Raw genomic sequence first — 13,186 nt, 5'->3', positions numbered from 1 at the left:
AAATGAACTTATATGACTTATATGTTTAATGTAAAAATTTATTCTCTTTCAAAATTGCCATAAAAGTTTCCCTTTCAATTTCCCTGCAACCTAAACTTTCGAGATGTTCGTTATAAACCTGGCAATCCAACAAGCGATAATTGTCTTTTTTCAGTTGATTTACCAAAGTAATAAACGCCACTTTGGAAGCATTGGAAACCAACGAAAACATACTTTCTCCACAGAAAATATGTCCCAAATCAATACCATACAATCCGCCAACCAATTCCTCGTTTTGCCAAACTTCGACTGATTTTGCCAATCCCATTTCATTCAATTTGCAATAAGCTTCAATCATTTCATTGGTAATCCATGTTCCAGTTTGCCCATTTCGTTTTACCTGTCGGCAATTGGAAATAACATCTCTGAAATTTTGGTTAAACGTAACTCTAAAAATGTTTCTATTGAGGACGTTTCGCATACTTTTGGAAACAATCAATTCATCAAAAAAAAGCACCATTCTGGGATTGGGCGACCACCAAATAATAGGCTCGCCTTCATTAAACCAAGGAAAAATACCGCTGTGATAAGCTAATTGTAAACGTTCCATGGATAAATCACCACCAACAGCCAAAATCCCATCACTATCGGCATGGGAAACGGGAGGGAAAAATAAAGCTTTGGATAAATAATACATTTTTCAATAGCAAAAATCAAATTCAAAAATCAATGGCAATTTCAATTTCAAATTTCAATAAAAAAAGAAATTCCAAATTCCAATTAAAAATACGTAATTGGAATTTGGAACTTAAAAAATTGAAATTTATTTCCTAGAATGGCAAATCGTCTGCTTCTTCTTCGTTTAAGTTAGTTGCTGGTGCAAAAGTTGCAGCGGCCGGCATTGGTGGCGCTTGTTGAACTGGTGCTTCTGCAGCCAATCTTTCGATTCTCCAACCTTGAATGCTGTTAAAATATCTTGTTTCCCCTTGTGGGTTTACCCATTCTCTCCCTCTCAAATTGATAGAAACTTTTACAGCTTCACCAATATTATAACTGCTTAGCAAATCACATTTGTCCTGCGTAAATTCAATCAAAATGTGTTGCGGATATTGTTCATCAGTAGTAACAACCAATTCTCTTTTTTTAAACGCCGCACTTACTTGTTGCTCCGGATTAACAACTTTAATTTTTCCTAATACTTCCATCTTCTTTTTGTTTTTATTATTGTTACTTTGATATTATTTTTTTAGCTAAAAGCACTTTCCATGCCGACAGCACATCATTCTCTAAAAGATATTTTTTAGCTTCCAAGTGCTGTTTTTCAAGGTCATCCGAACTCAAAACAGCCTTTACTGCAAAATTTTGATTTACAAATATACTAACTTCCTCTTTAGTAGGCAAGACTTCAATATTCCCTAACATCCCTAAATCATTCCCGTCAAAAACCGGGCTATTTTTTACAAAATCGGGAATAGCATCAACTCCAACACCAAGATTAGTCAGCGGTTTTGGCACTTCAAACAATCCTTGATTGGATCGGGAATACCAATTGGCTCCCATCCTGGAAACCAAGTCAATTTTGTACTGATCAATCACTCCATTTTCATTAAGAATGGCTTCATTGATATGCATCCGAACGACTTCACAGAGGATTAAATTTCCTGCTCCTCCCTCTTTTCCCAAAGGAATTATCTGAATCACTTTGCATTCAAACTGTACAGGAGATTCCTTTACTCTGTAGGGTTTAACGACCTCAGACGGAATTGGTGTAAACCCTGATTTTATAAATTCATCAATCCCTTCGGCGTACTCTGTGCTTGCCAAAGAAGTCTGCTGAACCATATCATAATTCACCACATTGATAACCACTTCAGCATTTGCTTCGGCATTGATTAAAGTATGTTTTACCGAATTATCCCTAACCCTCCTTGCGGGCGAAAAAACTAGAATTGGCGGATTGGAACTAAAAACATTGAAAAAACTAAAAGGCGACAAATTTGGAACACCATTTTTCCCTATGGTACTGGCAAAAGCGATAGGACGAGGCCCAACAGCGCTTTGCAAATATCCCTGTAGTTTTACAGTATCAATACTTTTTGGATCAATGCTAATCATACATTTTTTCTTTGGACAAAAATAACAAAATCGCCATTAGAATATCGAATATTCAACAATTATATTATGAAAAAACAAAGTTGTTTTTTCTCTTTAAACCATTAAGATATTAAGGTTCATTAAGCTTAAAAACTTAATGAACCTTAATATCTTAATGGTTAAAAAAAGAACAATTCCTTTTTTTAAAATCAAAAAAACCAATTTTTATCCAAACACAATCCTAAGTCTAATATTTCGTTATATTTATACCTCAAATTTACATTTATGAATTTTTCCGAAAACAGCAATCCGATACGTTGGATTATCATTTTCATTTCTTTTTCGATAATCGCCATTATCCTCTGGAATACTTATACCTTTTTTCAAATATTCAAAAACGAAGAAAGAATAAAAATGAACCTTTGGGCTACAGCTACAAAAACTTTAATCAATGCCCAGGAAAATACAGAAGTCGACTTACCGCTGCAAATCTTCGACAACAACACTACTATTCCATTGATTTTAACTGAAAACGACAGCATCATAAACTACAAAAATATTGATGATGAAATAATAAAAAGCAAGAAAAAAGCCTTTGAATATCTAAACGAATTAAAAAGTCAAAACGACCCCATAAAAATCATTTATGCTCCCGGAAAATATCAGGAGCTATATTATGGAAACTCATCACTGATTGCCAAACTTAAATATTACCCAATTGCTTTGTCGCTCATCATTGTATTGTGCGGGATTCTTATTTACAATTTTTACCTCAGCCATAAAATATCAACTCAGAACAAATTATGGGCGGGAATGGCAAAGGAAACTGCCCATCAAATAGGCACTCCGCTTTCCTCCTTGATAGGCTGGCTTGAAATTTTAAAAATGGAAAACATAGACGACTCCATTACCCACGAAATAGAGAAAGACATCGAGCGTTTACAGACCATTACCGATCGTTTTTCTAAAATTGGTTCCGAGCCAAAATTAGAATTAAAAGATGCGGTTGAAGAAACCAAACAATCTTATAATTATCTCATTTCCCGTTTTTCGGATCAAATTGAATTTTCATTTAAAGGTCCTTCAAAACCCATAAACATATTCCTGAATCCTACATTACACAGTTGGACGATAGAAAATTTGGTCAAAAATGCCATCGACGCCATGAAAGGACGTGGAAAATTGTCAATGGAAATAGAAGAAGACATTCACCATATAAAAATAAACGTAACCGACACCGGAAGTGGCATCCCAAAAAAGGAATTCCAACGCATTTTTGAAACCGGTTTTACCACCAAAAAAAGAGGATGGGGACTCGGACTTTCCTTAACTAAAAGAATTGTCGAGGAATACCACAAAGGCACAATCAGAGTCTTGCATTCCGAGTTAGGGAAGGGAACTACGATGCAAATTAGTTTAAAAAAATCGTAAATTTTTATCTGCTATATTCTAAAATAATCAATATTTAATTTTTTAAACATATAAGTCATATAAGTTTTTTAAGCTTTTATTCTGTTGGTGATTAAAAAGAAAATATAAGTCAAAAAGTGTTAGTTTCTCTTCTTAAATGAACTATCCTTTTTACTTTATTTTATTCAATAAAAAAAACTTAAATGACTTATATGGTTCAAAAAAAATATATGTTTAATTGATTTTATCTTAACGGAGCTCCCATGAAAGTCAACTTGGTAAACATTGTTTTTCTTGCCAATTTACTTTTGTTCAAATAATCATTCACAAATTTTTCCTGCACTTCGATTTGCTTGAGAACGTCAATCATAGCCTCTTTTAAAGATTTCACATTGGCATAATTCTCACTACTATATGAACCAATTTTATAAATTCGGTTTTGGCAGTCTAGTATTTTTTGTTTCGGAGAATCAATCATCGATTTAATTTCTTCATCGGGCAAAGTTGGTTTGAATTTATTATTTCGATAATTAATAAAATCATTAAACATGTTTATTGCCAAATTATAATCATCACTGATTACCCTCATTTTATCCATCGCTTCATTATTCTGAACAGCCTCAACTTCACTTCTTTTGGAAACAACCATTTCCTTAATCAAATTATTTTTGACACCATTCTTCTCCATTCGCACTAAAGATGCTTTGGCCTTTTCCAAATCCGACATTTTATCATACGCTTCTATTTGAGCAACAAAATCAAAATTAGGTTTTGTTTTGTCCAATTGGGTTTTCCCATCAATGAATTCCTGATTCGTAATTGGGTAATTTAAAAACTGCCACAAATAATCAAAGGGCATATGGTTCGTTACAAATTGACTTGGTGCAACCTTATAATTTGCGTTGTTCAGCTTTTTATAAAACTTCTTATCAGTAACATAACCGGCCCCCCAAGTTGGGTCAAACAGCCACCAAGCGCCATCAATTCTGGCAGCACACCAAGCGTGCGAAAGTATATCAACTTTTCCATTTTGTTTGGTGTAACCATAAACGATATAAGATTTTATGCCTAATTTTTTTATGATATCATTAAAAACTTCGGCATAATGAATACAAACGCCTTTTTTGGTAAGCACCGTGTTTTTTATTTTGTCCTGCGAAATTTCTTTGTAATCAATAGATCCTATATTCTCAATATCATACTTGATATTTGAACCCGTCCAATAAAACGCAGCTCTAATTTTGTCATTATCTGATTTGAAATTAGCATCGATATATTGAGCAATTCCTGCTGTGGTTGTACTTAAATCACCAGGAATTTTATCCATTTTGGCATCAACCGAAGCATAAATATTTTTGGTTTGACCAAAACTGATAATCGTAAACATCAGAAACAAAAACAAGTGCTTCATAACCATTCTTTTGAGGTACAAAAAAACACGAACCTTTTAAACGATTCGTGTTCTTTATCTTTTATATTTTATTACAAATTCGATTGAATGCTTTTCGCCAAAGATTCAAATTCTTCTTTAGTTAAACTAACTTTGTGTCTAAACGTCATTTCTCCCATTTCATTCAGCGGGATTAAGTGAACATGTGCGTGCGGCACTTCGAGTCCAATCACCGCCATCCCTACTCTATTGCAAGGAACCGTTTTTTCTAAGGCAATTGCAACTTTTTTGGAAAAAGCCATTAATCCCAAATATAACTCATCGTCGATATCAAAAAACTTGTCAACTTCTTTCTTCGGAATACAAAGCGTATGTCCCTTTGCGTTAGGATTTATATCCAGAAAAGCCAGGAAATTTTCATCCTCTGCCACTTTGTAGCAAGGAATTTCTCCGTCAATTATTTTTTTGAAAATAGTACTCATTCTTATTTTAGATTATAGCGTTTAGAATAAAGAAAATAAACTGCAAAAACTGTAATCTGACAACTGATAACTTAAAATTTACTCTCTTGAAATTTCCAAAATTTCAAATTTCAAAACACCGTTAGGTACAGTAATTTCGGCAACTTCGCCTACTTTTTTACCCAACAAACCTTTACCGATAGGAGATGTAACCGATATTTTACCAGTTTTCAAATCGGCTTCACTTTCGGCGACCAAAGTGTATTTCATTTCCATACCATTATTTTGGTTTTTGATTTTCACATTTGATAAAACCAAAACCTTAGACAAGTCCAGATTAGACTCATCAATCAATCTTGCATTGGCGTGTATTTCTTCCAGCTTAGCAATTCTCATTTCGAGCATTCCTTGAGCTTCTTTGGCAGCATCATATTCTGCATTTTCAGACAAGTCACCTTTATCCCTAGCTTCTGCTATGGCTTGCGAAGCTTTTGGCCTTTCAATGTTTTTTAATTGATCTAATTCTTCTCTTAATTTTTTTAATCCTTCTGCTGTGTAATACGATACTGCGCTCATAATTTCATCATTTATATAAAATAGAAAAAATCCCATCAGGACGGGATTTCTTTCCACAAAGATACTATATTTTTGTTTCTAGTTTACAATTATATGTTAATCATAACAATTTCAAAGTTAAATAAATTAAATTTGTTTCGCTAATACTTTATACTTAATTTATAATAATGAAAAAATACCTCCTTTTAATTATAACATCCCTTATTTTTATAGGATGCAGCAATAACGAAAATTCCAATAAAAATCCTAATCTGCCCAATTACAATTTCTCGGTAGACCTCAACCTCAATCTACCTACATACTCCCCCTTAAAATATGCCAGCAATGCCATTTATTATTCGGGAGTTGGAGTTAGTGGTATAATCGTATTCAACACTGGTAGTGGCTACAATGCTTTCGATGCCGCTTGTCCCAATCAGGAAGCCGGTAGCTGTGCCGCAATGACCATAAAAGGAGTGAATGCTCTTTGTTCCTGTGACAAAAAAGAATACAGTTTGTTTTCGGGCCAAGCTCCCAATACGTCTTATCCTTTAAAACAATATCGCGTTCAGGTAGTAAACGAAACGCTTATCCGAGTTTATAACTAATAGTCTTTGGGTGCTATAATAAGCTAACAATTTTTTTCAAATTTCTTTCAGAATATAGTTCTCGCAAAGAAGCAAAGGCGCAAAGAAAACACTTCAAAACTTAGCGTCTTTGCGTCTTTGCGAGAAAAAATAAACTTTACTCGCGAGCCAAACAACATCATTTAAAACAAAAAATCCTGAAAGTTCATATAAAACTCTCAGGATTTTTTCATTTAAAGTAAACCCGAATTTAAAATTTAAGCGTCATTCCGGCCAAAAAATTAGTCCCCGCTTGTGGATAATAATAAACAAATCCTCCACCGTAATCAGCTCCATTCGAAACATAATCTACATTGAACATATTATTCACCAATAAATTAATCATAATCGATTTGAAAATAGAAGCCGTCTTAATTTCATAACTCGCATTAAAATCGTTCACAAAATAGTCTTTCAATTTACCACTCGCATCATCAATATTATTCATGTATTGTTCGCTAACAAACTTAGACAACCAACTCAATTTCAACAGTGTTATTGGTGAAAAAGTCAAAATATTTCCAGCAACAAAATTGGGTGAATATGCAATATGGGTTTGTCCCAAATTAACCAAATTTCCACTTTCGTCAGTAGAAACAAAATCGATATTTTTATTATTACTCAAAGTAAAATTTGGCGAAATCATCCAGTGTTTGTCAAATTTCACTGCACCATCTACTTCCAATCCCAATCGGTAACTATCACCACTATTAGCTCGTATCGGCGCGCCAACATCATCCAATTCTCCAGTCAAAACCAATTGATCTTTGTATTTCATAAAATATCCATTGACATTAAATGCATATTTTTCGCTTTTCAAACGCCATCCCAATTCATAATCGTCTAACTTTTCAGGCTTCGGACTACCATTTTCATAATCAGTTCTATTGGGTTCGCGGTGCGCTTTGGCATACGAAAAATACAAACTATTAGTTTGATTCAATTCGTAAGTAACCCCAGCTTTTGGATTAAAGAAATTAAAATTATCATCGACCAAACCTGTTTCATCTGAATTGGCTTTGTAAGTTACATTTCGCAATTGCAAATCTCCAAACAAGCTCCATTTTTCAGCGATTTTATAATTTGCTTTTGCAAAAACATTACCGTCTGTTTTTGTCGAAAAATCATCATAATAATGATCTCCCAATTCACTTGTCGAAGCAAATCTTGCCCAAATTACTTTCCCGAAGTGATCGCCTTCGTATTTGTTCCATCCTCCGCCAAGAATAACATCCCAGTTATCTACTTTATAATTGGCAGAAAAAGTGGTTCCGTAAAAATCATTGTCCAACCATTTTTGACGCACCAAATCTGTTGTGTTTACTGTTGGCGCAGCCGCAATTGGCAATAAACCATATTTTGCAAAATCTTGGTCTTCCTGATATTCTTCATAATAACCTTTTCCTTTGGTATAATGAAAAGCTAGGTTTGTGCTCCATTTGTCCGAAAGTTTTTCGTTCCAGTGCAATTGATAATGGTCTTGTTGGTAATTATCGGTTTGATTGTCATAAAAACGAGCGTTACCAAATTCATCCGTAAACATTCCTGCCGCGTTGAAAGTTCTGTCACTTTCCAAAGTTGCCGCATCCACGCCGTACCAAGCTTGGTAGGTTTTTTCGGTTCCACCAAAAACCAATGCTTTGATCAAAGTTGTTTTCCCTACATAAGTTCCTTGCAGGAAATACGATTTCAAATCCGAAGTCGCTCTATCGACATAACCATCAGATTTCAAGACAGACAAACGACCCGCAATTTCAAAATGGTCATTCATCAAACCGGTGCTGAATTTCACCGTATTTTTAAACGTATTGAAACTTCCTGCTGAACTCGAAATTTCGCCCGAAGCTTTATCCGAATACGAATCGGTCAGCATATTCAAACTCGCCCCAAAAGCCGCAGCTCCATTTGTAGAAGTTCCTACCCCACGTTGCAATTGTAGACTCTGAACAGAAGATGCAAAATCTGGCATATCGACAAAATAGGTTCCCTGACTTTCAGCATCATTGTATGGGATTCCGTTGATAGTTACATTCACACGAGTTGCATCGCTTCCACGTACCCGAATTCCAGTATAACCCACACCATTTCCAGCATCAGAAGTAGTCACGACAGAGGGAAGAAAATTCATCAAAACAGGAACATCTTGCCCTAAATTGCGGGTTTCAATATCTTTTTTATCCAAATCACTGAAAGAAACAGGCGTTTTTGTAGTAACTCTGACCGCCGAAACCAAGACTTCGTCCAATTGATTTACCTTTGTTGAGTCTTGTTGTTTTACTTGCGCAAAAGTGAGAAAAGAAAACAGGGAAAAGAAAATAGAGAAAAGACAAGAAAATTTCGTCTTTTTACTTTGAATTTCACACTTTGAACTTTTTAAATAAATTGAATTTTTCATCCGTAAATTGATTACGAATAAAAGGGGGAATTATTCTTTTGTTAAATTAATAAATAATTATCCTACGACAAACAATTAGCTCAAACGCTATTTTTTGTCGTTTTTTCCCTTGGCAGCATTACCCGCCCAGGTTCTTTGGGTATGATCTCAGCTCGTTATTTGGAGCACCCCTTTGAGACATTGCAAAGGTAAGGTGTTAAAATCCAAAAAACAAATTATCCTTCAAATTCCAATAAAAAGTAAAATGTTTTTTTTACCATTAAGATATTAAGAAAATTAAGTTTTCGAACTTAATGAACCTTAATATCTTAATGGTTTAAGAGAAAAACAACTTTATTTGTTTTTTTGGAATTTGGCATTTAATCCAAGTCTGGCTTTTTACGTGATTTTTTAATCTCAGAAATATTCTTTTTATCCTTGATTCTTTTTTTGATGGCTGCTTTTGGAACTTTTGTGGCTTTTCTAATTTTTGGAATTACAAGACCCGCAGCTATTATATCCAAAAAACGCTTTGTTACAATTGCTTTATTTTTGAGCTGACTTCGGTCTTCATCGCAACTCAAAATTAAAATTTGATCGAAAGTTAATCTGTTGGCAATTTTATTTTCCAACAAAAGTTTTTCCTCATCTGATAATCCTTGAGAATTAAGCAAGCCAAAAGTCAGCACCACTTTAGACGAAACTTTATTCACGTTTTGACCTCCAGCACCACTGCTTCTTACTGCTTTATATTTTACCTCAGAAAGGATAGTTTGAATTTCCACTTTATAAAGGTTGATGTTCGGGCTTTAATAAGTCATTTACGGTTTTTACAGGACTGAAAGTAAGCAAAGGAACCTCTACAAAAACTGTCAACCAATTCGCCATGGCCCCATTCCACAAACCAGGTAATTCATAGGATTTCACTTCTACACCACCACTATTTTTATGCACTATAAAACCGCTATCGTGATCGACAAATTCGCTCAGGTCGAATTGTTCGTTTTTATAATTCTTCAATCCACAAACCAAATCTACTGGGTTGAAATGAGTAGCATTCCCAAGTATTTTCAATTGCATTTCATTATTCAAATCCACTTGTGAAGTTTCCACAATCTGCAAGGTTAATCTTCCTTCGTTTCCTTTTACCCAAAATGGTCCACCACCAGGTTCTCCTTCATTTTTAACCATTCCACAAACCCTGATAGGTCTATTCAGTATTTCTTTTAGTTCACTGACTTGGTTCTCCAACTTGAATTTATGAAAATAGTCCTTCATCTCAATATTCAACTGTTTTTTCAGAAAGACTAAAATTTCATTTATTTTTTCCGAAGCGATTTCATCTTTATCCAATGCATTTAAAAATCCAAAAATCTGGTATTGTAACTCAATCAAAACACCGGCTAAAGCTTTTTTGTAAAAAGAAATCTCCTTAATGTTATTTTGACTTACATTGTCAATATTTTTAACAAAAACAACATCGGCATCAATCGTATTTAGATTTCCAATCAAAGCACCGTGGCCTCCGGGTCTAAAAACCAACATTCCCTTTTCATCACGAAAAGGTTTATTGTTAAGATCCACCGCAATGGTATCGGTTTCTTTCTTTTGATAAGAATAACTAACAGTAATAGTTGAATTTGATTCCGTCTCAATTTCCCCTTTTATAGTCTCAATAATTTTTTCAAATAGCTTTTGATGATTTTCAGAAACCGTTAAATGTAAATGGGATTGATTATCTGAAGAAGCATAATGAACACACTCTTGTAAATGCTCTTGAATAGGAGCTGCTATATGGGTTTCATACTTATGAAAAGGAAGGATTCCTTTTGGCTTATTGGCAAAATCAAAATATTCTGGAGACAGAAGGGTTTTTATAAAATAATAATATTTATAATCACGTTCCAATGTATCAAAATCGGGATAAATCTTCTTTAATTTTTTACCTAGCGTTTCAAAAAAAGGAAATTTATCTATTCCGATAATAAAAAGAGCTAATTCAAGATCTTTTTTTCTATTAATATAGGCATTGATACTTTCATTTCCGAAATTAAATTCATTCAAAAAAGTCATCAGGAATTTAAACATCCTTGATGCAGCCCCAGAAGCTGGAACGAATTTATTCAGTTTTAATTTTGATTTCTCCGCATCAAAAAACCGAACTTTTTCTTCAAAATCCGCATCAGACAATTTTAAAATTCCGTTATTTACAGTTGCTGGATCAACCAAAACACATTTTTGAATCCCTTTTTCAAAAATCTCAAGTTGTCTTTTTATATTTTCCAGCGAAATACCACGTTCATGAATTTGCAAAAAATCAAAAGAAGTAAACCCTATCTGCAAAGCCGTTGTCAAATCTTCAATAATTGCTACAGCTCTTTTCAAACGGGTTTCTTTATCGCCAGAAATCGTAATAAAAGGTTTTTTATTATCAATCAACGACTGCTTGAATACCTCAAAAACAGTTTCTCTTCCTTCAGGACTGTCCCTAAGACCATCGTCTTCCCATGGCACATCAATATTTGTCAGAAAAAACAAATCATATTGATGAGCTCGGGCTGCTTTGTCCAATAGCGAATCACAAAAATTATAATACAATTCCGAAAACACTTTGGTAACCAATAAATTGGTATCACAAAAAAGATATTTATTGGCAATTAGCGCACTCTCATTTTCCAATTTGGTTTGTCCATAAGCAATCGGCAACATATCATCAATATCGCAAATACCACGACCACTATCTAGCTTTTCCTGTAGATAATCGCGCGCAAACTCGGGAACCCAAACCGTTTTGTAATATTCGGCAAGTTGTGTGGCCAATGTGGTTTTCCCTGTAGATTCGGGACCAAATATGGCAATTTTTATAATTGGCTTAGCTCCAGATTTTGGGAGCTGTTCAAGATTTTCTTCCATTCTAAATAGCCATAAACGGCAATAATTGTAAATACTATGTATTGAAAACTGGTAAAGGTATAGCCTTTTGCAAAATAAAGCGGTATCGAAAGCAAATCACCGGCAATCCAAAAGATCCAATTTTCAATTTTCCTTCTGGCCATCAGCCACATTCCCACAAAAAATATTGCAGTCAAAAGAGTGTCCACATACGAATACCAACTTGTAAATTTATCAAAATAAAGATATACTATAATTACAAAAACGAGAGTTAATACAAAAATAATGGACGACATCATTTTTTCCGTTTTAGTCGTCACCGAAACTGGAAATTCATCAATATCTCCTTTTTTTCTCGTCCAGTGGTACCATCCATAAATACTCATAATGAAATAATAGACATTAATCATCGAATCACCCAACAAACTCCATTTCCAAAGCAAATAAGCATATATAGATGTACTAATTAATCCCGTTGGAAAAACCCAAATATTATCTTTCTTAGCGCACCAAACACTCCAAAGTCCAAAAAAAACAGCAATCAATTCCAAATACACTTCGTGAATTGGATAACCTTTGTATTGGGCAAAAAAATAGTCTATCATTTGATTTTAGATTTCTGAATGGCGATTAATGATTTTGGATGTATAATTGTGATTCTCAAAAAATTCAGCATCATTTTCAAAAGCAGTTCCGATAACTACCAAATCGGCTCCGGCTTCATGCGCCTTTTGAATACCCCGCAAATCTATAATTCCTCCGCCAACAATCAGAGGAATTTCAATATTATCTGACACTTTTTTTATCATTTCTAAAGGAACCGCCTTTTTGGCACCGCTTCCTGCTTCGAGATAAATAAGTTTATGCCCCAACATCTCTCCCGCCTGCGCAGTATGCTCCGCATAATCGGGATTATTTCTGTCCAATGGTTTGGTGTTACTTACTCTCGCAACTGCAGTTTCACTACCGCTTTCAATCAAAATATATCCCGTTGAAATAATTTCGAGCTGAGTTTTCTTCAAAATCGGAGCTGCTTCGACCTGATGTTTTATCAAATAATCTGGATTTCGTCCAGAAATTAAAGACAAAAATAAAATCGCATCAGCATTATCCGAAATCTGAGAAGGATTCCCCGGAAAAAGGACAATTGGCAAATCCCCCTTTTGCTTTAAACGTACTATCAATTCATCCAAAATATTATTTTGAACATGGCTTCCGCCAATAAAAATATGTGTTGCCGGCGATTGATAAATCTTTTGAATCAAATACCCTAAATTTTCCCAAACAATTTTGTCAGGATCCAGAAGAATCGCAAGTAATTTTCGGTTTTCAGTTTTAGCCTGAACTATGGCATCGTAAATTTTCATCATAAGGTTTACACGGAGATTCGCTAAGGAACCACAAA

13 protein-coding genes are annotated in these 13,186 nt (G+C 34.4%); 2 read left to right on the top strand and 11 right to left on the bottom strand.

What is annotated here, in order from left to right:
- Nucleotides 1–25: 25 nt before the first annotated feature.
- The 3 genes from aat to EM308_RS06120 form a co-directional block, all read right to left on the bottom strand.
- A complete protein-coding gene (aat, locus tag EM308_RS06130) occupies nucleotides 26–676 on the bottom strand; it encodes a leucyl/phenylalanyl-tRNA--protein transferase (protein WP_035635130.1) in 651 nt (216 codons plus the stop codon).
- A gap of 133 nt (nucleotides 677–809) precedes the next feature.
- Nucleotides 810–1,184: a DUF3127 domain-containing protein gene (locus EM308_RS06125; protein WP_035635133.1), complete on the bottom strand. Its 375-nt coding sequence runs from the start codon at nucleotides 1,182–1,184 to the stop codon at nucleotides 810–812.
- A 22-nt stretch (nucleotides 1,185–1,206) separates the two neighbouring features.
- On the bottom strand, nucleotides 1,207–2,094 hold the full coding sequence (locus EM308_RS06120; protein WP_035635135.1) for a flavin reductase family protein: 888 nt from the start codon (nucleotides 2,092–2,094) through the stop codon (nucleotides 1,207–1,209).
- A gap of 264 nt (nucleotides 2,095–2,358) precedes the next feature.
- Here EM308_RS06120 and EM308_RS06115 point away from each other — a divergent pair, with 264 nt between their 5' ends.
- On the top strand, nucleotides 2,359–3,504 hold the full coding sequence (locus tag EM308_RS06115) for a sensor histidine kinase (RefSeq protein ID WP_035635138.1): 1,146 nt from the start codon (nucleotides 2,359–2,361) through the stop codon (nucleotides 3,502–3,504).
- 223 nt (nucleotides 3,505–3,727) lie between these two features.
- Here EM308_RS06115 and EM308_RS06110 read toward each other — a convergent pair whose 3' ends face one another.
- The 3 genes from EM308_RS06110 to greA form a co-directional block, all read right to left on the bottom strand.
- On the bottom strand, nucleotides 3,728–4,894 hold the full coding sequence (locus EM308_RS06110) for a transglutaminase domain-containing protein (RefSeq protein WP_035635141.1): 1,167 nt from the start codon (nucleotides 4,892–4,894) through the stop codon (nucleotides 3,728–3,730).
- Between the two features lie 71 nt (nucleotides 4,895–4,965).
- Nucleotides 4,966–5,355 (bottom strand): HIT family protein, encoded by a 390-nt coding sequence (locus EM308_RS06105; RefSeq protein WP_035635144.1) that lies wholly within the window; start codon nucleotides 5,353–5,355, stop codon nucleotides 4,966–4,968.
- 78 nt (nucleotides 5,356–5,433) lie between these two features.
- On the bottom strand, nucleotides 5,434–5,910 hold the full coding sequence (gene greA, locus EM308_RS06100) for a transcription elongation factor GreA (RefSeq protein WP_035635155.1): 477 nt from the start codon (nucleotides 5,908–5,910) through the stop codon (nucleotides 5,434–5,436).
- A gap of 167 nt (nucleotides 5,911–6,077) precedes the next feature.
- Here greA and EM308_RS06095 point away from each other — a divergent pair, with 167 nt between their 5' ends.
- The gene (locus EM308_RS06095; RefSeq protein ID WP_035635146.1) at nucleotides 6,078–6,497 is read left to right on the top strand and encodes a Rieske (2Fe-2S) protein; all 420 of its coding nucleotides are present in this window, start codon (nucleotides 6,078–6,080) and stop codon (nucleotides 6,495–6,497) included.
- A gap of 229 nt (nucleotides 6,498–6,726) precedes the next feature.
- Here the strand turns inward: EM308_RS06095 and EM308_RS06090 are convergent, their stop codons facing one another.
- The 5 genes from EM308_RS06090 to EM308_RS06070 all read right to left on the bottom strand — a co-directional run bounded on the left by EM308_RS06090 (nucleotide 6,727) and on the right by EM308_RS06070 (nucleotide 13,151).
- Nucleotides 6,727–8,910, bottom strand: a complete 2,184-nt coding sequence (locus EM308_RS06090; protein ID WP_035635149.1) for a TonB-dependent receptor — start codon at nucleotides 8,908–8,910, stop codon at nucleotides 6,727–6,729.
- Nucleotides 8,911–9,269: 359 nt separating this feature from the next.
- Nucleotides 9,270–9,674 carry an alternative ribosome rescue aminoacyl-tRNA hydrolase ArfB gene (gene arfB, locus EM308_RS06085; protein WP_035641514.1) on the bottom strand — a complete coding sequence of 135 codons (405 nt, stop codon included), beginning with the start codon at nucleotides 9,672–9,674 and terminating at the stop codon, nucleotides 9,270–9,272.
- 1 nt (nucleotide 9,675) lies between these two features.
- Complete coding sequence (locus EM308_RS06080) at nucleotides 9,676–11,802, bottom strand: DUF4301 family protein (RefSeq protein ID WP_070261798.1); 2,127 nt, start codon at nucleotides 11,800–11,802, stop codon at nucleotides 9,676–9,678.
- Entirely contained in the window at nucleotides 11,751–12,386 is a 636-nt protein-coding gene (gene pnuC / locus EM308_RS06075; protein WP_035634405.1) for a nicotinamide riboside transporter PnuC, read from the bottom strand. The genes EM308_RS06080 and pnuC overlap by 52 nt, the downstream gene beginning before the upstream one ends.
- Nucleotides 12,387–12,392: 6 nt before the next feature.
- Complete coding sequence (locus tag EM308_RS06070; protein ID WP_051877651.1) at nucleotides 12,393–13,151, bottom strand: geranylgeranylglyceryl/heptaprenylglyceryl phosphate synthase; 759 nt, start codon at nucleotides 13,149–13,151, stop codon at nucleotides 12,393–12,395.
- Nucleotides 13,152–13,186: the final 35 nt, after the last annotated feature.

It is taken from the genome of Flavobacterium gilvum, assembly GCF_001761465.1.
Taxonomy (GTDB): Bacteria; Bacteroidota; Bacteroidia; order Flavobacteriales; family Flavobacteriaceae; genus Flavobacterium; species Flavobacterium gilvum.
This window is presented reverse-complemented; position numbering and strand designations above follow the sequence as displayed.